We start from the raw sequence: 23401 nt of genomic DNA on the forward strand, positions 1-23401 counted from the left end.
CGGAGCCCGGTCCCCTCATCTTATCCCGCCCGGCATTGCCCTGCCCCTGCCTTTGACATTGCACTGACAATTCACCCCGCTTCTTTCATCGGTTCGAAACTAACTCCATCTACCGGGGTTTGTTCCTGGTGAAGCGATGCAACGCGCCGCTTGCGCACGAAGCCGGATTTGAATGACAGACATATTGATTTATCAGGTGTTTATCACCGCTTGTATACTGAAAGAGACCCTCAAGTACTTTGTCCGGGCAGGGTTTCTGGTAGAGAGCCTCAGGACCATTCAATATCCGGCGTGGAAGATCACGCCCGGCAGCCGTTTTCGTGTATCGCCGAACGGCCCCGCCGCCCGCTAGAGCGCAAGTCCGCCGCGGAGATTTGGCTGAAAGGAGGAATGTATGCCACCGACACTCGGCCGCACCGCTGCGCCCGTGGCCACACTCACTCCTCTTTGCGTCGACCTCGATGGAACGCTGGTCAAGTCCGACACTCTCCACGACTCGCTTCTCGTCCTTCTGCGTTCCCATCCATCTCAGGCGCTCCGCCTTCCTGCGCAGGTACTAAAAGGCAAAGCCGCATTCAAGGCATTCGTCACTGACTCCGTCAGCCTCGACGTCGCGCACCTTCCCTATAACCGTGAGCTGCTGCACTACCTGCAGGCCGAGCGCGCCAAGGGCCGCGAGATCTATCTCGCCACCGGCGCCGACGTTCGCCTCGCACAGCGCGTAGCCGATCACCTCGGCATCTTCACCGGCGTGCTTGGAAGCGATGGCACCACCAACCTCACCGGCAAAAACAAGCTCGATCGCCTGCGCAGCCAGTTCCCTGACGGCGTCTTCGATTACATCGGCAACGACACGCCCGATCTGCCTCTGCTCGCCCACTCTGAAGAGCCGATGGTTGCGAACCCCAGCCTGCGCCTTCGCCTCAGGATGCGCGCTTCCTCGGTGCAGCCCGCACGCAGATTCGATCAGCGCGCCAATCCCATCCGCTCCTTCATCAAGGCCATACGCGTTCACCAGTGGGCCAAGAACGCGCTCATCTTCTTTCCGCTTCTGCTCGCGCATCACCTGCGGCCCAAGCCGCTATCCGCCGCATTCCTGGCGTTCTGCAGCTTCAGCCTGGTAGCCTCGGCCACGTACATCATCAACGACCTGCTCGACATCGAAGCCGACCGCCGTCACCGCCGCAAGCGCATGCGCCCCTTCGCAGCCGGCGATCTGTCTCTCGCTCAGGGCGTGGCGATCGTAATCACATTCCTGGCTCTGGCGGCAGTAGGCACGCGCTTCATTGCGCCTGAATTCTCTCTCTGGCTGCTGCTCTATCTGGTCACCACGTTTGCGTACACCGCCTGGCTCAAGCGCATCCCTCTGGTCGACGTGCTGATCCTCTCAGGCCTGTACACGTTGCGTCTTCTTGCCGGAAGCGCCGCCACCTCCACCCCCATTTCGCACTGGCTGGCCGGATTCTCCGTCTTCCTGTTCCTGTCGCTTGGCATAGTCAAGCGCTTTGCAGAGCTTGAAAACCTGCGCGCCAGTTCCATGGAGCCCAGCAACGGCCGCGGCTACTTCCTCAATGACATGGAGCAGTTGCGCACCTTCGGCACCTCCAGCGCCTACGCCGCCGTCGTCATCCTCGCCATCTATATCAGCGGCCGCGACGTCACCAAGCTCTATCACAATCCCGGATACCTCTGGCTGGTTGTGCCCCTCATGCTGCTCTGGCTCAATCGCGTATGGCTCCTCGCCTCGCGGGGCGAGCTCGATGAAGACCCTGTCGTCTTCGCCATCACCGACCGCATGAGTCTGCTGATCGGCGCCGCCACCGCCCTCATCGTCTTCCTCGCCAGCTAGCCGCAAATCGTCCCCCGGCGCAAACCCAGCCCACCTCCGCCTGCCTCCCCTGACATATCTGACAGATGAAGACTGTCCTTCCCCTAGCAACAATTGCACCCCAGGGCGGAAAAGGCCCGTGTGTCGGCGGCCGGAATGCGACCCAAAGCATTCCGAGACAACCGCCCGTGTCCACGCCGATCAACAGAAGGCGAAAGAAAGGAAGTACCGCAATGCTGAAGTTTTACCTCGCAAATGCGACCAGGCCCAGGAGAATCGCGCTCGGCGTGTTCGCAGCCGCAATCACGTTGTGCGCCGTACCCCGCATGCAGGCAGCCGACAAGCAGTCCGATGAAGAGACCCTGCAGAAGGCCAACCTCGTTCTTTCCGGCATGCTCGCCGGCGACACCATCCCGGCCGACGTGCTCGCCCGAACCAAATGCGTTGTCGTTGTGCCCGGCATGAAGAAGTTTGGAGTGGGTATCGGTGGAAGCGGCGGCCGCGGCCCCATGCTCTGCCGCGAAGGCGACGACTTCAAAGGCAAGTGGTCCACCCCTGCCATGATGACCATCGGCGGCGCCAGCATTGGCGTGCAGCTTGGCGGATCGTCCACTGATCTCGTTCTTCTCGTCATGGAAAAGAAGGTCGTCAACCAGATTCTCAGCGGAAAAACCAAGATGGGCACTGACGCGACAGCCGCAGCCGGGCCCAGCGGTGCGACTGCCGGTGGAGCAGCCGACGCAGACGTCTACTCCTATGGCAGAGCCAAGGGCATGTTCGCCGGTGTCTCCATCAGCGGCGCCACCGTCTCGCCCGACAATGATGCCAACAACCGCCTCTATACTGACAACCCCGACGCCAGTTCCATCGTGCGCGGCACTAGCGTCAAGCCGACGCCGGCAGGCCAGAAATTGGTCACATTACTCGACAACAAGACCGCCGCGAAAGCCAAGAGCAGCGCGGGCAAGCCCAAGTAACGAACGAATCATTGCAGTCTCGTCCATATAAAAGCCCTGCGGGCAATCCACCCGCAGGGCTTATCTCATTCAATGACCCACCTGACCACCTGATCACATGGCCACTCGACCACCTAATTGAACAGGTCCTTCATCTTCTCCAGCAAGCTCGGCGAAGTCGGCTTGTTCTCCACGCTCAGCAGTTCACTGAGCCTGTGCACCACCTCGCGCTGTTGCCGTGACAGCTTCCGCGGCACCTGCACAATCACCTTCACCACCAGGTCGCCGTGTCCCTTGCCGTGTAGCACCGGCACGCCGCGCCCGCGGATTCGGATTTCCTTGCCACTCTGCGTTCCTTCAGGAATCTTGAGCGTCACCGCCCCATCGATGGCCTGAATTTCGATCTCCGCTCCCAGCGCCGCCTGCGGAAAGCTGATCGGCACCACGCAGCGCAAATCGTGTCCATCGCGCTCGAAGAAATCGTGCGGCTGAATCGACAGCACCACATAGAGATCGCCGCGCGGCCCATTCGTCCGGCCCGCATCGCCTTCACCCGCATACCGGATCCGCGTGCCGTCTTCCACGCCCGGCGGCACCTTTACCGTAAGCTTCAATTCCTTGCTCACGCGCGTTTCGCCGCGGCAGGTCTGGCACGGGTCGCCAATAATCGATCCCGTTCCGCCGCACGCGGAACATGTCCGAGCCACGCTGAAAAATCCCTGCTGGTAGCGAATCTGACCGCGTCCCTGGCAGTGCGTACACACGCTGGGCCCCCGGCCTGAAGCGCTGCCGCGCCCCGCGCAAGTGGGACAGCTCTCCAGCCGGCGAATCTTGACCTCGGTCTCCTTGCCGAAGATCGCATCTTCAAACTCAATCGACAGGTCGAAGCGCAGATCGTCGCCGCGCTGCTGGCGCGATGCTCTTCCACCGCCACCGCCGCCCATGTTGAACATCTCGCCGAATAAGTCGCCGAAGATGTCGCCCAGGTCCACACTTCCTGAAAATCCCTGGAATCCGCCGCCCGCACCGGCAGCGCCCACGCCCGCGTGACCAAACCGGTCATACGCCGCGCGCTTATCCGGATCACACAGAACCTGGTAGGCTTCGCTGGCTTCCTTGAATTTTTCCTCGGCCGCGTGATCGCCGGGATTGCGGTCAGGGTGAAACTTCAGCGCCAGCTTGCGATAGGCGCTCTTCAGCTCCTGGTCGCTGGCAGTGCGGGACACACCCAGCACCTCATAGTAATCGGCTTTGCTCACAGTCACTTTATTCTACCGTCTGTTTTGGATTGGACACGACGCGCACCAGCGCCGGGCGCAGCAGCTTCTCGCGGATCTTGTACCCGCGCCGAATCTCCTCGGCAACGTGCTGATCCGGCAAATCGAGCCGCTCCACCGAGCCCAGCGCCTCGTGATGATGCGGGTTGAACTCCTCGCCCACGGCGGCCACCGGAGTCACGTTCATCTGACGCAGAATCTCTTCCATCTGCTTCACAATCAATTCCACGCCCGAGCGCATCTGCTCAACCGTACCCGTCGCCTTCAGCGCCAGTTCGAAATTGTCCAGCACCGGCAGAAACTGCTCCACCGCACCGGCTGTCGCGTAATCACGATAATCAGCCTTCTCGCGCTCTGCCCGCTTGCGCGCGTTCTCAAACTCGGCCTGCATGCGCGCCAGCCGATCCACAAGCTGATCGCGCTCCGCTTTCAACTGGTCGTACTGCGACCGCGGCACCGTCTCCTCGGCAGCACTCTCCACCGACTGCGGGTCGGCTGCGCTAGCAGATTCCGCGCCGGCCGCAGCCTCCGTCCCGGCATCGGGAACCGTAGCAGCCTCACTCGCGGCGGCATCGTTTGCGGCGTTCTCTGCGGTCTGTGCTGAACCAAGGTCGTTCGTTGCTACTTCCTTCTTCGCTGCTTCCTGTTTTGACATACCTCTCCGAAATCTCCGCAACATAAGTCAGTTATCTCAATTCTAGTTTTCCGCCGCGTTTCAATTAGATGTGCGACCGGCAACTTGGTCGCCAGCGGCCGGTTCTCGGGGACCGGGAACCGGGAAGGGATGCCGTTCCCTCAGAGTACGCTGGTCAATCGGCCGGACCTTCGAGAATCCGCTCCGAGAGCTGCGCGATGTACCGCACAGCGTGGATCATCTCCTGGTACTGCATCCGCGTGGGAGCGATCACCGCCACCGTGCCGAGACTTGTATTGCCCAGCCTCGCCGGCGACCCGATCAGCACCAGGTCCTGCATGGCCGGGGACGCCTGCTCCAGACCCACCACCACCCGAACCTCCTGCTGCCGCCCGTCCACATACGCGGTCAGCAACTCCACCAGCCGCTGCTTTGCCTCCAGTGCCACCAGCATCTGCCGCAGCCGTTCGCGATCCACCTCTGCGCCGATAAGGTTCGCCATTCCGTCCACATACAGCGTGATGCCCGAATCGGCGGCCAGCGCGCCCTTCCTGCAAAGCTCCTCCACTGAGGTCAAAAGCTCCTGGTACGCCTGGCGTTCCACCTCCATCCGCCTGGCTACCTCGGCCCGGATCCGCTCCACAGGCCACCCGCGGAAGTTCTCGTTCAAATAACGCCCGGCAGTTTCCAGCTCCACATGCGACAGGTCCCGATCAATCCCAAGCACCCGGTCCTGCACCACGCCCGACTGCGTAACCAGCACCGCCAGAACCCGATTCGCCGCCAGACGCGAAAAATGAATATGCTCCAGAATCTGCGTACCCGTCGAACTCGCCAGCGCCACACCCAGCCCGCTCGACAGCAGCGCCAGCACCTGCGACGTCCGCTCCAGGTACTCGTGTGTGCTCGACACTCCGCTGAAGCTGTCCTCAATTTGCTCGCGGCGCTCCTCGCTGAAAGGATTCACCACCGGACCCGGCTGCACGCCCGGCATGATCTTGCCCGGGTGCGTAATCTGCTCCACATAGAACCGAAAAGCAGCCGCCGTCGGAATGCGCCCCGCCGAAGTATGCGGCTGCTCCAGCAGCCCCCCTTCCGACAGTTGCGCCATCACGTTGCGGATCGTCGCCGAGCTCAGTCCCTCGCGACTGGCAAACGTCTGCGCCACCGCCTGCGACGGCACTGGTTCGCCTGTGGCGATATACAGCTCGATGATGGCCGTTAACACCAGCCGCTCGCGCGGGCTGATGCGCATGTCCGACATAACTCCAGGCTCCTCGTCGAAGCGGTTCCCGACCCATCCCCGCCAGAGCGCCTGCCTTTCAGATGCGTCCAGGCATGCCGATCAGGTGGAGAACCCCCTCATAAAGTTTAAGGATGCGCAAATTTGACTGTCAAGATGTAACAACAAGACACTCAACCTTGTCTGCCCCCTGGCACACGCGCTCCGTGCCCCATCCTGTCGCCTTGCTCGGGGTCCCCATCGACAGGTCTTCGTCGATGGGGTGGTTGCGGGCGACAGGGTGGGAAACCACGAAAATAACCCGGCCCTCCTCCCCTTTACCTCCTTCGCTTACTTCCACTTACCGTCACCAAAGCAACCGAATGTACCTTCTCCACGCTCTATCCCATTGTGAATAGAACGTGAACGGAGGCGATTCACCGTGGCAAAAAACGGCAACAAGGGGCTCGCGAACCCCATTCAGCTCAAGCCAATTCAAAAGGATGAAGGCCTTCTCCAGGTCATCGTGGAGACGCCGAAAGGCAGCCGCAACAAGTTCTCCTACGACCCCGACCAGAAGGTCTTCATGCTTAAGAAGGTCCTTCCCGCAGGCATGGTCTTCCCCTACGACTTCGGCTTCCTTCCCCAGACCCTCGCGGATGACGGCGACCCTCTCGACGTCCTGCTCCTAATGGACGAGCCTGCCTACCCTGGCGTAGTGGTCCGCGCCCGCCTCATCGGCGTCATCGAGGGCGAGCAGATCGACGGCAAAAAGAGAACCCGCAATGACCGCCTGCTGGCCGTGGCAGAAGTCAATCACTTCTACGCTGACATCAAAAAACACAGCGACCTCCCCGACCAGTGGCTAAAGGAGCTTCAGGAGTTCTTCGTCAACTACCACAAGCTGGAGGGCAAAGAGTACAGACTGCTGGGCTGCAAAGACACCAGCCAAGCCAGGCACCTGATTAAGCAGGCCCGCGAAGCTGCCTGAACCTGCTAATACTGTGGAGCTTCAACGCTGAAAAGCTCTGGTCAGGGAGCTTCGTATCAGGGGCTGCCTTTAGGCAGCCCGACTTCCAGCAAGAGGATGAGGGCTTTAGCCCCCGAGGGACTTAAGAGGGAGACACACCGTGACCGAATACATTCTCAGATTCCTCATCGGCGGCGCGGTCGTCTCTTTCTTCGCGGTCCTCGCGGAGATGGTTCGGCCCAAAAGCTTTGCCGGCCTGTTCAGCGCCGCGCCCTCCATCGCCCTCGCCACCATCGGCATCACCATCGCCCGCCACGGCGTCGACTACGCCGCCACCGAATCGCGCACCATGCTCTTCGCCGCAGCCGGATTCTTCTGTTACGCCAGCGCGTGCAGCTGGCTCCTCGTACATAAAAAGGTCCGCGCCCTCACCGCCACCGCCGCCCTCCTGCCGGTCTGGTTCGCCGTCTCCTTCGGACTCCTCTATCTGGTGAACCGCCCGTGATCGTTCAGATCAAGTTCGAGTCCATCAAAGGAATCAAGCCGACCGAGTGGATCGTCCGGTTCTTCTTCGGCGGAGCCGTCTGCATCTTTGCCGGACTCATGTCCAAATGGTTCGGCCCCGAAATCGGCGGTCTCTTCCTCGCCTTCCCCGCTATCTTCCCCGCCAGCGCCAGCCTCGTCGAAGCCCACGAAAAGCAGCACAAAGCCCGCGAAGGCATGGACGGCACCGCCCGCGGCCGCACCGTCGCTGGCATCGACGCCGCCGGCGCCGCCATCGGCTGCATCGGCCTGGCCGGATTCGCCCTCCTCTGCTGGCTCCTCCTGCCCCGCCTCGCCCCCATCGCGGTCTTTGCCCTCGCCACCCTCGCGTGGCTCATCCTCTCCATCGCCTTCTGGCTATTGCGCAAGTCCCGTCTCCTCCGCACCCGCCGCACCAACGCGAGACACGCCTTCCGCGCCTCCTGACCCTTTGTCCCTCCTGTCCCTTTGTCCCTATTCCCTGTTCCCTATTCCCTGTTCCCTGTTCCCTGTTCCCTGCCGTATTGCTACCCTTGAACCTATGCGAAGGCTCCCCGCCATCCTGCTCCTTCATACCCTTGCGTTCCTTTCCCCCGCTCTGCACGCCCAGACCGCCCCCGCACCCTCCCGATCCGATGCCGAAGCAGGCTGGCGCAAGCAACTGGAAACCTGGCGCGCCCAGCGCGAGCATGAAATCTCCGCCCCTGACGGATGGCTCACCCTCGTGGCCCTCGACTGGCTCAAACCGGGCGTAAACACCATCGGCAGCGCGGCCGACAACAGCGTTCGCATTCCCAATGCCCCCGACCACGTCGGCCTGCTCACCGTCTCCGGCAAGACCGTGCAGCTTCTCGCTCCCCACGACGGCTTCCCATCCGACCTCAAGCTTGACAACGGCCCCGCCCGCGAAGGCCCCCTCAGCGCGGACGACCGACACCCCTCCACCTTCACCTGGCACAGCCTCACCATGGTCATCCTGCCCCGCGGTGACCGCTACGCCGTGCGCGTCAAAGACGCCAACTCCTCCGCCCGCACCACCTTTCACGGACTGCACTGGTACGCCCCCGACCTCCACTACACGGTCGAAGCCAAGTGGATACCCTCCAACCCGCCGCGTTCCCTCAAAATCCCCACCGTCGTCGGCACCGTCCTCACCCTCCCCGCCCCCGGCACAGCCGAGTTCACGCTCAACGGCAAGACCCTGCGCCTCGAACCCGTCCTCGAGTCCCCCGACGACACGGCCCTCTTCTTCATCCTTCGCGACGAGACCAGCAAAACCACCACCTACCAGGCCGGCCGCTTTCTCCGCACCAACTTCCCTGACCACGGTCTGAAAAATCCCGGCACCCTGATCATCGACTTCAACCAGATCTACAACCCGCCCTGCGCCTACACCCCCTACGCCACCTGCCCGCTTCCACCCGAGCAGAACCGCCTCCCAGTCCCCATCGAAGCCGGCGAGCAGCGCTACAGCCAGAGCCAAAGCCAGTAGCCGGCAGCGGACGGCTAAGAGCTACTGGCCACAAGCTCCCGGCGGCATGTTGGATACTAGATACAAGCCATGTTCCATACGACAGATGACATCCGTATCCAGTGGACGAAGGTCGTCCTGCCGCCGGTTTTCCTCGAAGAAGAGCGCCCGGTCAACGAAGCCGCGTCGGAAACCATCTTCCACGCCCGCTCCGAAATCATCGACATCCTCCACCGCCGCGACGACCGCCTGCTCGTCATCGCCGGCCCCTGCTCCATCCACGACATAGACGCCGCCCGCGACTACGCCATCCTGCTGAAGTCCGCCATCGCCGAGTTCTCCAAAGACCTCTGCATTGTCATGCGCGTCTATTTCGAGAAGCCGCGCACCACCCTCGGCTGGAAGGGCCTTATCAACGACCCCCACCTCGACCAGTCGTTCATGATCAACGACGGCCTGCGCCTGTCGCGCAATCTCCTCCTCGATCTCGCCGAGATGGGAGTCCCCGCCGGCACCGAGTTCCTCGACATGATCTCGCCCCAGTACATCGCCGGCCTCGTCGCCTGGGGAGCCATCGGCGCCCGCACCACCGAAAGCCAGGTCCACCGCCAGCTAGTCTCCGGCGTCTCCTGCCCTGTCGGCTTCAAGAACGGCACCTCCGGCAACGTCGACATCGCTATCGACGCCCTGCTCTCGGCGGCCCACTCGCACACCTTCCTCGGCCACACCAAGCACGGGCAGTCCGCCATCTTCGTCACCAGAGGTAACCCGGATACGCACATCATCCTGCGAGGCGGCCGCGGCATGGTCAACTACACCGCCCAGGCTGTCGGCGAAACGTCAGCGAAGCTGACAAAGGCCGGACTCGACCCGCGCATCATGATCGACTTCAGTCACGCCAACTCCAACAAGGACTACCGCCGCCAGTCCATCGTGGGCGCCGACGTTGCCGGCCAGATCGTCGCCGGAGATCGCAACATCATGGGCGTGATGATCGAGAGCAACCTCGTCGCCGGCGCGCAAAAGCTCGAAGAAGGCAAGCCCCTCACCTACGGCCAGAGCATCACCGACGCCTGCATCGACTGGCCCGAAACCCACAAGCTCCTCGGAGAACTGGCCAACGCCGTCCGCTCCCGCCGCAAGCAATAAGGTAGGTCCGGGCTTCAGCCCGGACAACCTGCCCGGCTGCCATCGAGGGCCTTTAGGCCCCGAGGTATCAATTCCGCATTCCGGCCCGCTCCCGAATCACCGGCCCAGGTCTACTCCCTATTCCCTGCCTTTTCCCACCTCTCAAAACCTCACCACCGGCCCAAACGTAATCCGCAAGTTGTTCTGCGCCCCATCATTGAAATAGATCAGGTCCCCGGCCTCCAGGCGCAACCCCACCGGTCCCAGCGTCGCCTCCGCTCCAGCCGCCGGGTAAAGCGCGGCATTCATGCTCGACGTGCGGATACCCAGCACCGAACTGGCCACCCCGCTGTACGGAATCAAACTCGGGCTCAGCCGGAAATCCACGAACCCGCCCTTGAGCGTCGCAAACCCGCGCAGATGCCCATGCCTGGGGCTGATCATCGGTCCGAACAAGCCGTCCGTAATGCCAATCGAAGTGTTCTCGATCGCCACCACATCCCCGTTGCTGACATCGCGGTAGAGCTCATTGAAGTTGACCCCGTAGCCATACGCGACCTCGCCCTCGATCATCACGTTCCGGTGCACCCGGTACCCGAACCTGCCGCCCAAACCGAAGTTCGGCGTATCGGTCTGCGAGATCTGCACATAGTCCAGCAGCACGCCAATCTCAACCTTTTTCTGCGCATGCAGAGACGAAGACGCTACCAGCAGAAGAACCGCAATGACCACCCCAACCAGTCGCATCCAGCAAAGTACCTCTCAGGATGCACGGATGCGAAAATCCTCCGCGCGGGTTTCCGCTCGCCGTCCAGCTAAGCTCCCTGCGGAGAATCTAGCCGGGTGCCCCCGGATCCCTCGCGCTTGGGGACCGGGAGGGATGCCCCTATCACCGCGAACATCTCTGCTAAAGTTGCAGGCATGAAGGCCCACCCTCTTTCTCCGGTTCTGAATTTCGCTCTATTACTGCCTCTCGCTGTTGCACCTGTGGCGCCGAAGGCGCAGGTGGCCGCACCGCAGGTGCCGCAGTCAGCCGTACCGCAGGCCCCCCAAGTACCAGATTGGGCGCAGCCCGGCTCCTCCAACCACCAGCAGGTTGCGCCGCCAGCCGACTTCCATCGCCCCACCGTCACGCTCGACAAGCCCATCGGCATCTTTGAGAACCAGTCCGACATCGGCGGCCCCCTCGTCCCCGGCGACGCCTCCTACGACCCCGCAACGAAGCAGTACACCATCCGCTCCGCCGGCTACAACATCTGGTACCAGCGCGATGAGTTCCGCTTCCTCTGGAAGAAGATGTCCGGCGACGTCTCCCTCGCCGCCGACGCCGCCTTCCCCACCAAAGAGGGCTTCGGCGACCGCAAGGTCGTCCTCGTCATCCGCCAGAGCCTCGACGACGACTCGAAAGAAGCGATGGCAGGCGAGCACGGAACAGGCATGACGCACCTGGCCTGGCGCGCCGCCAAAGGCGAGCAGATGAAGGACATGGAATACCGTTTCGGCGGCCAGCTTACTGACGTGATGCCCAACCGCATCGGCATCGAGAAGCACGGCGACCAGATCGCTCTCTTCATCAGCCTCAAAGGCGAGCCCATTCACCAGTTCGGCCCGCCCGTCACGCTCGCGTTCGACGGCCCCTTCTACGTCGGCATCGGCTTCTGCTCCCACCAGCCCACCACCGTCGACACCGGCCTGGCCTCCAACGTCACCCTCGAAAATCGTGCCGATGCAATCCGGTAGCGCGAGAGGCTGCGAGTGGGTATAGGCTTCGTTCTCGTCCTCTACATCGTCGTCGGCGGTGCTCTTACAGTTGGAGCTTCACTCGTCTTCGGTGCGAGTGTTCGATTCTTGCTCCGAGGAGCACCAGCCAGGCGGAAACGGGCCGTGTTCGTGTCTACCGCCTTTCCAATCACATGCGCGGCGTTCGCAGCTGCCTGGTTCATCGTCTATGCGCTTGTAAATACCCTCGTGTTTCACCGTGACTCTGGGCTAGGCGATTCGTGGAGCACGCCCTTGCCCAACGGTTACGCACTGCTGATGATCGACGTCACCGACCAGGGAACCGTCTACAACCCTGCCACACAGATTGACTCTTCCAGCGTCAGCACTCGAGATGACGCTGTCTTCGGCGTCCGGCAACTGCAGGTTGATCGCAATCTTATCTACGGCGGACAAGACACAAAATCGTTCGAGCACATGGGGCAGGAATCAGAGGTTGTGGATCGGTACTTCGAACTCGACACCACTCACCACACCCACTGGGAGTTCGACAGCTACGATGCACTTCAGAGCCGCGCATCATCCCGCGGAGTAGCCCTGCGACTTAGGCCGTTTTACGAGGTTTATTCCGAATACCGCTTTACGGCGTTCGACTATACAGCCTTCGCAATCCTCATCCTCGTACCACTCGCCTCATTCCTGGTGCTGGTGAGCTGGATCTGGCGCATCCGCAGGTCCGGACTACGCATGTCGCAGGAACTGCGTCTCAGCTAAGATCCGCCGTAGTCGGGGCGACCTGTCCCCAACGCGCATCTGGCGTTCAGGGCCACCCAAGCTGGGCCAGGCTCGCCCGGATCATGAATCCCGTTGCATTTTTGTCCGTTCTGGATCATCATGCGGGGCTGTGTTCGATATGAGGTGACCGCGATGATGAGTATTCGCGGGATGCCGGTGGTTCGAGTCGTGGCAGTCGGGCTGAGCGCCGGACTCATCTTTGCCATTGCGGACGCGCTGCTGAATGCGAATGGTCTCGCGGTTCGGCTCTATGCGCTCTACCGGCCCATCGCACGGGAATCTGTCAATGCCCCTCTAGGTCTGGCGTTTGACTTGATATCGGGCCTCGTGATGGCGATCCTGTTCGTCGCGCTCAGGCCCTCGCTTTCCGGCAAGAGTCTCATGCGAGGAATCCAGTTCGGGCTTATTGCCTGGTTCTTCCGCGTGGCAATGCAGTCAGCCTCTCAGGTCGTGATGTTTCCCATCAGCGCCGGGGCGGTGGCCTACGGACTGTCGTCCGGCCTCGCCGAGATGCTGCTGCTCGGCATCTTCTATGGCGCACTACTCAAACCACAAGAGGAAGTTGCCTTGTTCTGAGGAGGGATTATGGAACTGAAATTGAGCGATGAAGAACGGGAACTGCTGCTGAATATATTGGAACAACACCATCGGGAACTGTTGAATGAGATTGCGCACACAGATAGCCGTGAGTTCAGGGGGAGACTGCGCAGCGACGAGACACTCCTCGATTCCCTCATTGGCCGCTTGCGGGGAGTAGCCGCGCCCGAATTGCGCGGCTGACGCCGTCCGCAGTCGTGACGGGAGTCACTGAAGGAAGTTCGACAAGGGGACAGACTCCTGCCAGAAAAGAGGTGGGCCATGCTCATACTCATCGGCCTCATCGGAATCGTTCTCTGCCTTGCCGCCGCTTCCTTGTTGCTGCTTCCCCTCCTGCTGCGGCGACGTGATCTCTACCAGCAATATTCGGGCACCCGCGCCGTTACATGTCCGGAAAATCATCAATCGGCTGCGGTTGACATCGATACCCGTCTTGCAGCCACCACGGGGATGGACCGGTCACCGGATCTGCGCTTGTGCGATTGCACGCGCTGGCCGGAACGGGCGCGTTGCAACCAGGGCTGCATCGCCCAGGCGGTTCACGCAGGCCCGTATCAACCAGCCGAAGTTAAGGTGGGCCCGAAACAGATCTACCACCTCCCTATCCTCCTGGCAGCGTTCGCAGCCTGGTATGTTGGAGCTATCTGGCATTCGCACTATCTCTTCCGCAGCAGGTGGATCGATGCAGTCGGCCTGACTCGCGCAGAAGTCAAGCAGATGGTGTGGTGGATATGGCCGCACCTTCTTACCGCGGCTATCTGTCTGCTCTTTGCCTATGGAGTGGCATGGCTCCTGGCTCTCGCGCATCGCAAAGGCGTGCTTCAGGGAATCCTCATGTCCGCCGTGCTCTGTGCGTCGCTTGCCGCAGCTAGCGCATACAGCCTCGCAAAGCTGCCTCACAACCTGCTCATGATTGAGGCTAGCTACGCCGTTTTGGCCGCACTCACTGTGGGGGCCATCGTGGGCGGCTTGTACGACAAGCTGGTCCTGCCCCCGGAGTGACACAGGGACGTGCGCGGGTGGGCATTCTCCGGATGCCCTATCCAGAGCGGGCAGGGATTCTGGTCTACGTCCGTGGGGGATCATCGGCGGATCAAGGGACCCGCAGTTGCGATTGACTTTGCATTTGCTTTTCTTGCTGTCATTCCCGCACGGAATCTGCTTTTGCTCGTGCCTCTGCATTTCAAAACGGAGAACTTGGTGGAGACGATGTTACTACGGCGTTTGTAGCCGCGTCATCGCAGTCGGTGACGCTCTGAAACCAAGTAAAATCCCAGATGGGAATGAGCTTGATCGATACAAAACGGTTCCCCGCCTTCTACAGAACAATTGCGATTCTTCCCTTTGGCGCTCTAATGCTGACCATTCGATTTTTCTTTCCTGGCGCAGGCGGCCGGGTGTGGGACGCTCTGGTCTTCCTCACGCTCGGTTGGGGCTTCGGGGTAGCCCTCTTCGGTCTCTATCAGGTGCTCCGTTCCCGATAGCCTCACCTCCCTCAACTATCATCAAACCAGCCCTCTATGACCACCCCCGGCATCCTCATCTCGGCAGGCGAAGCCAGCGGCGAAGCCTATGGCGCCCTCCTGATCGAAGAACTGCGCTACCAGCTCGCCTCCCAAAACAGGCAAGCCCAGTTCTGGGGAATGGGCGGCCCGCGCATGGTCGCCGCAGGCCTCGACCGCGTCGTCCGCGCCGAAGACATGGCGGTCATGGGCATCACCGAAGTGGTCCGCCACCTGCCCCGCATCTACCGCGAGTTCCGCCGCCTCAAGCAGGCCATCCGCGACCGCCGCCCCGCCGTCGCCGTCCTCATCGACTTCCCCGACATCCACTTCAAGCTGGCCGAGGAGCTTCACCGCCTCGGCATCCCGGTCATCTTCTTCGTCAGCCCCCAGCTCTGGGCCTGGAAGAAGCACCGCATCAAGCTCGTCCAGAAGTACATCGACCGCATGCTGGTCATCTTCCCCTTCGAGGAGCAGTTCTACCGCGAGCGCGGCGTCAACGCCGAATTCGTCGGCCACCCCCTCGCGGAAATCGACCCGCCGACCGTCTCCCGCGAAGACTTCGCCCGCCAGCATGATCTAGACCCGGCCAAAACCTGGATCGGCCTCCTCCCCGGCAGCCGCGCCAAGGAGATCCGCGACAACCTCCCCGAAATGCTCTCCGCTGCCGATGAACTCCACGTCCGCAATCAGCCCGGCCAATTCGAATTCATCCTCCCCCTCGCCCCCACCCTCACCGTCGAAAAGCGCGCCTGGGTTCGCCAATTCATCCAACAACACGCCGTGGGGCTGCCGGTCACGCTGGTCGACGAAGCACGTCCGGCCCTTCACCTCGCGCGCGGCTCCATCGTCGCCTCCGGAACCGCCACCGTCGAAGCCGCCCTCATCGGCAACCCCTTCGTCGTCGTCTACCGAGTCTCCCCCCTCACCTACGCCATTGCCAAACGCGTCGTCACCGTACCCCACGTCGCCATGGTCAACCTCATCGCCCAAAAACGCCTCATTCCTGAGCTGATTCAGAACGACTTCACCGCATCCAATATCGTCAAGGAACTCACGCCGTTGCTACCCGACGGCACTCCAAGACAGTCCATGATGAAGGAACTCGCGGAACTTCGTGGCCTCCTGCAGACACGAACCGGCGCAGTTGGCCGCACCGCAGGGGCCGCAGGTGCCATTGCTCGGGCAGCTGAGATTACGCTCGAATTGCTGGAAAGCTCAGGGGCCGCCAGAATACCCGCCGGTCGATAATGCACCCCCGGCGCAACCGGCAGGTGGGAAACACCTGCCAGACTCATATTGGTTAGAATGGGTGGCCGCAGGCCAACGCGAGTACGAGAGACGATGATGAATATTTCGAGTACGTTTCGGCGGGTTACCTCAGGGCTTGGATCAATTGCCGCGGGCCTTCTTCTGCTGGCCCTTCCCTCGCACGCTCAACGCTCCGAACGCGGGCAGCTCGACATCACGGCCTACAACATCGACGCCGAGGTCGACACCCAGACTCACAGCCTCAAGGCCCGCGCCACCGTGGACTTCACGGCTCCCGAGAACGCCGAAATCGTCAGCTTCGGCTTTCACCCCGCGCTCAAAGTCTCCAAAATCACTGACGGCTCGGGCAAGCTCCTCACCGGCGAGCGCTCCGCCGACGGCACCATCCGCGTCACCCCCGGTTCGCCCATCGTCAAGGGCCAGCCGCAGACCTGGACCTTCGAGTACGACGGCGTGATCACCGGCAATGAAGACGGCCCCGTCGAAGGCCTCAAGCTCGCGGCTATCCAGGAACCCATTACTTATCTGACCTATGCCTCGCGCTGGTTCCCCACCAACGGCTATTCCACTGACCGCTACATGATGGAGCTCCACGTCCGCGTCCCGCAGGGCATGCGCGTGTTCTCCAGCGGCTCAACCGGAGGCCCGAAACCCGCCAAGCTCGCCAGCGGCAAGCCTGCCGACCAGTACGACTTCAGTTGGAAGCGCCCCGGATTCCCCGGTACCGTCATCGCCGGCCGCTATGTCGACTCGCCCAACGTCGGCCCCGGCAACATCAAAGTGTGGCTCACCGTCAGCCATCAGGCGTCCGCAAACGATCTGGCCCAGACCGCCAACAAGGAATACGAGTTCTTCACCGACAGCTTCGGCGTTCCCGAAACCAGCCGCCTCAACGTCGTCGAAATTCCTGACGACACCCTGCCCGCCGTCTGGGCGCCGGAGATCGCCGGCATCATGGGCTCCCGCGTCGGCGACAAGTCCGGCATCCGCCTGCTCGCCAACACCATCTCGCACCAGTGGTGGGGCTCCGAGGTCAGCCCCAAGACCCTGAGCGACGCCTGGATCACCAACGGCATGGCCCGTTATGGCGAGCTGATGTACGTCGAAGAAGAGAACGGCAAGAACGCCATGAAAGCGGCCCTGCAGGACGTAGCCGCCGGCGCGCTGGCCTATGACACCACGCCGCTCTCCGCCTCCGGCCGCCAGAGCCCCTTCTCGCCCGAGTTCCAGTCCCAGACCCTCGAAAAGGGCGCGATGATCTTCCACATGCTGCGCTGGGAAATCGGCGACAAAGCCTTCCTCGCCACCCTCAAAGGCGTCCTCAGCCAGTACACCGATCAAGGCATCCGCACCGTCGACCTCACCAAGGTCGCCGAGGCGCAGAGCCAGGAACAGCTCACGCCTTTCTTCTCGCAGTGGGTCGACGGCACCGGCGCGCCCACCTTTACCAACAAGTACGCGGTCTACCGCCTCGGCAACAACAAGGGATTCCGTACCATCGGCGAAATCAACCAGGACCTCGACCTCTTCCGCATGCCCGTGGATCTACGCGTGGAGACCGACGGCAAAACGGTCGATCAGAAGGTCGACGTCGTTGGCACCGATTCGCAATATGTCGTCGACACCTTCGGCCGCCCCCGCCGTATCTCCATCGATCCCGGCGACTGGGTGCTCAAGTCCTCGCCGGACCTGCTGGTTCGTATCGCCATTCTCAAAGGCCAGCAGCTCGTCGCACAGGGCGATCTCGTCGGCGCGCTCAACGAATATCAGAAGGCCCTCACAGCCAACCCGCAGAGCTCGCTCGCCAGCTATCGCATCGGCGAAGTGCTCTTCCAGCAGCGCAACTTCCAGGCCGCGGTCAACTCCTACCGCGACGCCCTCCGCGGCGACGGCGAGCCCCGCTGGACTGAAGTCTGGGCCCACATTGAGCTCGGCAAAATCTTCGACTGCACCGGTCAGCGCGACCGCGCCGTCAACGAGTACCGCTTAGCCGTCCAGACCAACGACAACACCCAGGGCGCCCTCAACGAAGCGAGGCAAGACCTAACCAAACCCTACGCCTGCAAAGCCGAAGAGTAAGACGACAGTTCATAGTTCGCAGTTCACAGCTGCCCGCTGTGAACTACGAACTGTGAACTTCGAACTCGAAACGGTGCTAACCTGAACACGATGAGCACGGCGACACACATCTCGGAAGAGCAGTACCTTCGGACCTTCTCCTGGGAACCCGATGCCGAGTACGTGGACGGCGAAGTGAGGACCAGGTCGATGCCGACATACGATCACGCGGACTGGCAGCAAGCGATTCAACGATGGTTTGTTGAGCATGCGAAGGAATGGAATGTCCGGTCTGTTTCGGAGCTGCGCATGCGCGTGAAACCTGGTCGATACAGAATTCCTGATGTTTCGGTTCTGGACCGTGCCAATCCCAAAGAGCAGGTGGCGACGATCCCGCCTCTCGCCGTGTTCGAAGTGCTAAGTCCCGAAGACCGGATGCAGGAGATGTACGAGAAGCTCGAAGATTACGTAGCGATGGGCATCCCGCAGATCTGGATCGTCGATCCGAAGACGAGCGTCTTCAAGCAGTACGCTGACAACTGCCTCCGGCCTGCGAGCCGCTTCGACCTCTCGGCTCGTGGCATCCAGTTCGACCTCGGCGAAATCGCAGCCCTTCTTCAAGATTGATCGCGCTGACAAACCGGCAGGTGTCTAATCAGGCGACTTCACCAGCTCCTCCAGCACTGTTCGCGCATACTCACTCAGCTCGGCCTCTCTCTTCTGACCGATGGCGATTTCATCGTTCAGACACCCAGCATCCTGAAGTACACGGACATGTCCAGAGTCGATCCACAGCATATAGAACTCGTTCGAATGCGCCAAGGGATCAAGGCCTTCTAAAAGAACCTGCGAAGCGCGATGGCGGGCAAGCCGAATCGATGCTTCTTGAACTGAAATCTGCTTCAGACCTGCTTCCGCCATGAAGGCCGGCATAACTTGATCCGCCTGCCAACCGGAAGGACGATCCAACGCAGCAAGACGGCGTATAGCGGGCCCGTCAAGGCCTTCTTCCAAAGCGTCCCAGGCAAGGCCGGGCATCTCTGCGGGGTCAATCCTCGCAACTGCGAGCTTCGCTTCGATGAGCTGACGATCAAAAGGCATGGCCGTTCCTATTCCCTACTCCCTATTCCCTACTCCCTGCCTCTACAGTTCTCTAGCCCGCTCCACCGCCCGAATCACCGCACTCGCCTTGTTAATCGATTCCTGATACTCCAACTCCGGCACCGAGTCCGCCACGATCCCCGCGCCCGCCTGCACGCTTCCCTTCCCGTCCTTCACCATCAGCGACCGGATCGCAATACACGAATCGAGATTCCCCGAGAAGTCCGCGTACAGCACCGCGCCGCCATACGTCCCGCGCCGCGCCGGCTCCAGCTCCTCGATAATCTCCATCGCCCGCACCTTGGGCGCGCCTGACAGCGTTCCCGCCGGAAAACACGCCCGCAGCGCATCCACAGCCGTGAGTTCCTTGCGCAGCGTGCCTTCAATCGAGCTCACAATGTGCATCACGTGGCTGTAGCGCTCCACGAACATCAGCCGATCCACCTTCACCGATCCGTACTCGCTCACACGCCCCACATCGTTGCGCCCCAGGTCCACGAGCATCACATGCTCCGCGCGCTCCTTCTCGTCGTGCATCATCTCGTCGGCCAGCGCCTGGTCTTCCTTCTCGCTCGTCCCGCGCGGCCTAGTCCCCGCGATCGGCCTGTACTCAACCTTGCGGCCGTGCACGCGCACCAGCAGTTCCGGCGAAGACCCCGCCACCTCGATCCTGCTCGCCTTCCCCTGCTTCTTGCCGGCCTTCTTCGGCGCCGCCCCCAACGGCCCATCCGTAGCAAACCGCAGAAAGAACATATACGGACTCGGATTCACATTCCGCAGCGCGCGATACACCTGGAACGAATCCACGCCCGGCTCCACGTCGAACCGCTGCGACAGCACCACCTGGAACGCGTCGCCCGCGGCAATGTACTCCTTCGTCTTCGCCACCGCCGCAATATAGTCCTTCTTGCGCGTGCGGCTCTGCACCTTGAGCTTGCCAGCTTTGGCTTTGGCCACCTTCGGCAGGGGCTGGCTCAACCGCTTCTCCAGCTTGTTCAGCCGCTTCACCGCCTGGTCATACGCCTCTGCCGCGGGGCTCAGCGTCACATCCGCAGTCACAACCAGCCAGATCTGCTTGCGCACATGATCGAACGCCAGCACCTCATCGAAGAAGAGCAAACACGCATCGGGAATCTTCAGCTCATCCACGGCCGTCTCCGGCAGCTTCTCAATCTGCCGCACCGCGTCATACGCGAAATACCCCACTGCGCCCGCAGAAAACGGAGGCAGATCCCGCAACCGCGCCGGTTTGTGCCCGCCCAGCGCATCCCGCAGAATCGCGAACACGTCGCCCTCAATCTGCGTCGTCTTCTTGCCCTCGGTAATCGCAAGCTGCCGCCCCCGCGCCACAATCCGCTTATAAGGATTGAGCCCGATGAACGTATACCGCCCCACCTGCTCCCCGCCCTCAACGCTCTCCAGCAGGAAGCACTCTTTCTCCGCCCACGCCGCGCGCAAAAACGCTGACACTGGCGTCTCCAGGTCGGCAGTCAGCGTGCGGCAAACAGGAACAAGCGTGTGCTCCTTCGCGAGTGCGAGGAACTCCTTGCGGCTGGGATGTATCTGATCGGCAGAAGTCACAAGCCCAGTTTAGCGGACGACGATACAGGCCATGTGAAAGGGCACGAATCCAGTCTCACCGAAACCACGTATACGGATGCACAGATTGACATTCACAGGACGGATTCACACCATAGCTCTGCCTCAGATCATGTGAAAGGGCACGATTTTAGTCGTGCCGAAGAGGCTCTTTTAAACAAAAAGGACCGGCCGCTTCTCGCCAGAGAAGCGGCCGGTCCTACTCCCTATTCCCTACTGCCTGTTTTCAAATCCTCTTCGCCGGCCCAATCAAGTGATAAAACACCGCGCACCAGCTGATCAGGGCGATTGCCGCACCCACAATCGCGAACTTCACCTTCGTAATCCGCCGCAGATCCGCGCGCCTCCAGATCAGCACCGCGCGCAGCACCGCAAAAAGGCTCACCAGCAGGCAAAGCCCCGTCGCCCAGTTCAACACCACAAACCACTTGAACCAGTCCGGCGTCGGCGGCAACATGTCATCGCCTCCAATCGCGAACACCGCGAACACCGTTCCCAGTACCACGATCCACAGAATCGACGCGGCCTTCGGCGCAAACGTCAGGTAGATCGTGCCCGGCTGCGGCTGCCACTTCGGCCGATTGCGCAGAAAGATCCGCCGTCCCACGCGAATCAGAAACGCCACCAGCACCAACACCATGATGCCAATGCTGCTCAGAATCGCCGGAATCAGCCATGACTGCCGCTCGTACCACGGCACGCGTTCCATCTGCACACCCGGAAAATTCACCGCCAACCGCACCACGCGCCCCTTGTCATCGCGAATCGCGAACACGCGACTCTGGTCCTCCGCCTGCCACAGGTCTTTCGCCACCGCCTTGAACTTCTCCGGATGCCCCCGCAGATCCTTCGCGCTGCTGATCGTCAGCACACCATCTTTGTCGACACTCGCCGTCACCTGCCCGCCCAACTGCGTCAGCCGCAGCTTCGTCGAGTCCGATCTCCGCGTCGTCTGATATGTCCCTGCAATCTGCCGCATCTCCGCCGGCCAGTTCTTCATCACGTTCAGCGGCGGAGCGCCGGGGAAATACCGGTCGCTGAACGCATCAATCAACTCCGGCCTTGCTTTGCTCCCGCCGCCGGCCGAGTTATAGCTCACAAACAGCACAATCTTCTGTGCCGGCTCCACGAAGAACAAACTGTGGAACGCAATCAGATCACCCTCATGCCCAATCCACCTGAGTCCGTTGCGCCAGTCCTGGTAGAACCCCATGCAGATCGGCGGCATCTCGTCGCTCGCCCTGAACTGCGGCGTCCACATCTGGGCCAGCGTCTCCGCCTTCAAAATCCGGGCACCATCCAGATCGCCCCCATTCAGCAGCGCCTGCCCAAACCGCCCCATATCCGACGCCGTCGACGACAGCCCGCCCGCGCCCACCGGGTTCAGCATTTCGAATCCCACCGGCTTCTTCGTCGTATCCCCGCGATACCCCTCCGACACAAAACCGGCGAGATCTTTCTGTATCGGCTGATAGAACGACGAGTGCGTCATCTTCAGCGGCGCAAAGATGTGCTCCTGCACATACTGCTCGAACGGCTCGCCGCTCACGCGCTGCACAATATAGCTCGCCAGCCCAACGCCATAGTTCGAATACGCCGGCACCTGCCCTGGCGGAAACAGCCGCATTGGCTGATTCTTCATCAAGTCATCGCGCAGCGTCGGCTGCTTCTTCGCATCCAGAACAATAATGTTGCTGATCTTCTCTTCGAACCCCCCCGTGTGCGTCATCAGGTTACGCAGCGTAACCGGATGATCGAACTTCGGCCGAATCTGAAAATCCAGATATCGGTTCACATCCGCATCGATATCCACCTTGCCCTGCTCGGCAAGCTGCATGATCGACACCCACGTGAACAGCTTCGAAATCGACGCCAGCCGGAAGATCGTCGCATTGGGATCCACCGGCTTCTTATCCTTCGTATTCGAGAATCCATACCCCTTCTCGAACAGCACCTGCCCATCCTTCATCACCAGCACTGACGTCCCGGCAATATCGCTGCGCTCCAATTGCATCGGGAAGATGCCATCGAAAAACGCCTCCAGGTCTCCCTGGGTCAGCGCGTGCCCCCCAGCCGGCACCACCGGAGCCGGAGCCGCATTCGGCGGCTGCGCCGGTGGAGCCGCCACCGGCGTCGGTTGCGCCACGGTCGCCGGAACCTGTACCTGCCCATCCACGCCCGCAACCGCCACAACTCCGGCCGCCGCCACAGTCAACAGCGCATTCATCAATCTGCGCATTTCGCCTCTTGCTCTGAGAAAATCCGCACAACAGGATTGCCATCAAGTCTCACTTCCCGTTGGGGATATTGGCAAGACCTACCCGCAATTTGTCATTCTGAGCGCAGCGAAGAACCCGCTTCTGACTCGTTTCATTCCGCCGCCGGAAACCGCGCGCCCTGCCCTCCCTGATGCATCCAAGTTAAAGGCCCTCATCAGGACCGCCCCGCCAAATCCGGCGCGCGCCACCTGCCCGTTCCCGGCCTGAAACGTTTTAGCGGGAACTGGGACGACAAACAGTGGCAACTCGGGTTCATGCTGGCTTGACGGTTCTCTTTTCAAGGGCCTAGACTCTTTGGGGTTTGGGCTGGCGCTGATTCAGCACGGTGGAAACTGGGGACCGGGTAAGCGCTGGCACGTATTGATGAAGCACGCGATAAAGACCGATAACTCCGTCTAGCGACGGACTGAACCCTGCCCCGTCTTATGCATGGGCGGCCGTGTTCGGTCCGCTCAGGTGCAGGCAAAGCAG

At 61.5% G+C, this 23401-nt stretch carries 24 protein-coding genes; 17 read left to right on the forward strand and 7 right to left on the reverse strand.

Going from position 1 to position 23401, the window contains the following annotated elements; genetic code table 11:
• The first annotated feature begins 172 nt into the window (after positions 1–172).
• The 3 genes from MOP44_RS26205 (at position 173) to MOP44_RS26215 (ending at position 2805) form a co-directional block, all read left to right on the forward strand.
• Positions 173–352: a hypothetical protein gene (locus MOP44_RS26205; protein ID WP_260793528.1), complete on the forward strand. Its 180-nt coding sequence runs from the start codon at positions 173–175 to the stop codon at positions 350–352.
• 42 nt (positions 353–394) lie between these two features.
• Complete coding sequence (locus MOP44_RS26210) at positions 395–1849, forward strand: UbiA family prenyltransferase (protein WP_260793529.1); 1455 nt, start codon at positions 395–397, stop codon at positions 1847–1849.
• A 212-nt stretch (positions 1850–2061) separates the two neighbouring features.
• Positions 2062–2805 carry a lipid-binding SYLF domain-containing protein gene (locus tag MOP44_RS26215; protein ID WP_260793530.1) on the forward strand — a complete coding sequence of 248 codons (744 nt, stop codon included), beginning with the start codon at positions 2062–2064 and terminating at the stop codon, positions 2803–2805.
• 113 nt (positions 2806–2918) lie between these two features.
• On the opposite strand, the gene dnaJ is transcribed toward MOP44_RS26215, so the two are convergent.
• The 3 genes from dnaJ to hrcA all read right to left on the reverse strand — a co-directional run bounded on the left by dnaJ (position 2919) and on the right by hrcA (position 5959).
• Positions 2919–4043, reverse strand: a complete 1125-nt coding sequence (dnaJ, locus tag MOP44_RS26220) for a molecular chaperone DnaJ (protein ID WP_260793531.1) — start codon at positions 4041–4043, stop codon at positions 2919–2921.
• 7 nt (positions 4044–4050) lie between these two features.
• Positions 4051–4716, reverse strand: a complete 666-nt coding sequence (locus MOP44_RS26225; RefSeq protein WP_260793532.1) for a nucleotide exchange factor GrpE — start codon at positions 4714–4716, stop codon at positions 4051–4053.
• 154 nt (positions 4717–4870) lie between these two features.
• Positions 4871–5959, reverse strand: coding sequence for a heat-inducible transcriptional repressor HrcA (gene hrcA, locus MOP44_RS26230; RefSeq protein WP_260793533.1), 1089 nt, complete (start codon positions 5957–5959; stop codon positions 4871–4873).
• Positions 5960–6359: 400 nt separating this feature from the next.
• On the opposite strand from hrcA, the gene MOP44_RS26235 reads away from it, so the two are divergent.
• The 5 genes from MOP44_RS26235 to MOP44_RS26255 all read left to right on the forward strand — a co-directional run bounded on the left by MOP44_RS26235 (position 6360) and on the right by MOP44_RS26255 (position 10029).
• Positions 6360–6908, forward strand: a complete 549-nt coding sequence (locus MOP44_RS26235; RefSeq protein ID WP_260793534.1) for an inorganic diphosphatase — start codon at positions 6360–6362, stop codon at positions 6906–6908.
• 139 nt (positions 6909–7047) lie between these two features.
• Positions 7048–7392, forward strand: coding sequence for a DUF3147 family protein (locus MOP44_RS26240; RefSeq protein WP_260793535.1), 345 nt, complete (start codon positions 7048–7050; stop codon positions 7390–7392).
• Complete coding sequence (locus MOP44_RS26245) at positions 7389–7856, forward strand: DUF3147 family protein (RefSeq protein ID WP_260793536.1); 468 nt, start codon at positions 7389–7391, stop codon at positions 7854–7856. Before MOP44_RS26240 ends, MOP44_RS26245 begins: the two co-directional genes overlap by 4 nt.
• A gap of 94 nt (positions 7857–7950) precedes the next feature.
• Positions 7951–8901: a DUF1684 domain-containing protein gene (locus MOP44_RS26250; protein WP_260793537.1), complete on the forward strand. Its 951-nt coding sequence runs from the start codon at positions 7951–7953 to the stop codon at positions 8899–8901.
• Between the two features lie 69 nt (positions 8902–8970).
• A complete protein-coding gene (locus MOP44_RS26255; protein WP_260793538.1) occupies positions 8971–10029 on the forward strand; it encodes a 3-deoxy-7-phosphoheptulonate synthase in 1059 nt (352 codons plus the stop codon).
• Positions 10030–10170: 141 nt separating this feature from the next.
• On the opposite strand, the gene MOP44_RS26260 is transcribed toward MOP44_RS26255, so the two are convergent.
• Positions 10171–10755 carry a hypothetical protein gene (locus MOP44_RS26260; protein WP_260793539.1) on the reverse strand — a complete coding sequence of 195 codons (585 nt, stop codon included), beginning with the start codon at positions 10753–10755 and terminating at the stop codon, positions 10171–10173.
• A gap of 174 nt (positions 10756–10929) precedes the next feature.
• Between MOP44_RS26260 and MOP44_RS26265 the strand changes: the two genes are divergently transcribed.
• The 9 genes from MOP44_RS26265 to MOP44_RS26305 all read left to right on the forward strand — a co-directional run bounded on the left by MOP44_RS26265 (position 10930) and on the right by MOP44_RS26305 (position 18578).
• A complete protein-coding gene (locus tag MOP44_RS26265) occupies positions 10930–11748 on the forward strand; it encodes a biopolymer transporter Tol (protein WP_260793540.1) in 819 nt (272 codons plus the stop codon).
• A 273-nt stretch (positions 11749–12021) separates the two neighbouring features.
• Positions 12022–12501, forward strand: coding sequence for a hypothetical protein (locus MOP44_RS26270; RefSeq protein WP_260793541.1), 480 nt, complete (start codon positions 12022–12024; stop codon positions 12499–12501).
• Between the two features lie 153 nt (positions 12502–12654).
• Entirely contained in the window at positions 12655–13098 is a 444-nt protein-coding gene (locus tag MOP44_RS26275; RefSeq protein ID WP_260793542.1) for a hypothetical protein, read from the forward strand.
• A 9-nt stretch (positions 13099–13107) separates the two neighbouring features.
• Positions 13108–13302 (forward strand): hypothetical protein, encoded by a 195-nt coding sequence (locus tag MOP44_RS26280; protein WP_260793543.1) that lies wholly within the window; start codon positions 13108–13110, stop codon positions 13300–13302.
• 78 nt (positions 13303–13380) lie between these two features.
• A complete protein-coding gene (locus MOP44_RS26285; protein WP_260793544.1) occupies positions 13381–14121 on the forward strand; it encodes a DUF1761 domain-containing protein in 741 nt (246 codons plus the stop codon).
• A gap of 281 nt (positions 14122–14402) precedes the next feature.
• On the forward strand, positions 14403–14603 hold the full coding sequence (locus tag MOP44_RS26290; protein ID WP_260793545.1) for a hypothetical protein: 201 nt from the start codon (positions 14403–14405) through the stop codon (positions 14601–14603).
• A gap of 36 nt (positions 14604–14639) precedes the next feature.
• The gene (lpxB, locus tag MOP44_RS26295) at positions 14640–15872 is read left to right on the forward strand and encodes a lipid-A-disaccharide synthase (RefSeq protein WP_260793546.1); all 1233 of its coding nucleotides are present in this window, start codon (positions 14640–14642) and stop codon (positions 15870–15872) included.
• A gap of 93 nt (positions 15873–15965) precedes the next feature.
• The gene (locus MOP44_RS26300) at positions 15966–17972 is read left to right on the forward strand and encodes a M1 family aminopeptidase (protein ID WP_260793547.1); all 2007 of its coding nucleotides are present in this window, start codon (positions 15966–15968) and stop codon (positions 17970–17972) included.
• A 90-nt stretch (positions 17973–18062) separates the two neighbouring features.
• The gene (locus tag MOP44_RS26305) at positions 18063–18578 is read left to right on the forward strand and encodes a Uma2 family endonuclease (protein ID WP_260793548.1); all 516 of its coding nucleotides are present in this window, start codon (positions 18063–18065) and stop codon (positions 18576–18578) included.
• A 24-nt stretch (positions 18579–18602) separates the two neighbouring features.
• Here MOP44_RS26305 and MOP44_RS26310 read toward each other — a convergent pair whose 3' ends face one another.
• The 3 genes from MOP44_RS26310 to MOP44_RS26320 form a co-directional block, all read right to left on the reverse strand.
• Positions 18603–19052, reverse strand: coding sequence for a hypothetical protein (locus MOP44_RS26310; protein WP_260793549.1), 450 nt, complete (start codon positions 19050–19052; stop codon positions 18603–18605).
• Positions 19053–19094: 42 nt separating this feature from the next.
• Complete coding sequence (gene trpE / locus MOP44_RS26315; RefSeq protein WP_260793550.1) at positions 19095–20633, reverse strand: anthranilate synthase component I; 1539 nt, start codon at positions 20631–20633, stop codon at positions 19095–19097.
• A 244-nt stretch (positions 20634–20877) separates the two neighbouring features.
• Complete coding sequence (locus MOP44_RS26320) at positions 20878–22890, reverse strand: serine hydrolase (protein WP_260793551.1); 2013 nt, start codon at positions 22888–22890, stop codon at positions 20878–20880.
• Between the last annotated feature and the right edge of the window lie 511 nt (positions 22891–23401).

The sequence above is a fragment of the Occallatibacter riparius genome (assembly GCF_025264625.1).
GTDB lineage: Bacteria > Acidobacteriota > Terriglobia > Terriglobales > Acidobacteriaceae > Telmatobacter > Telmatobacter riparius.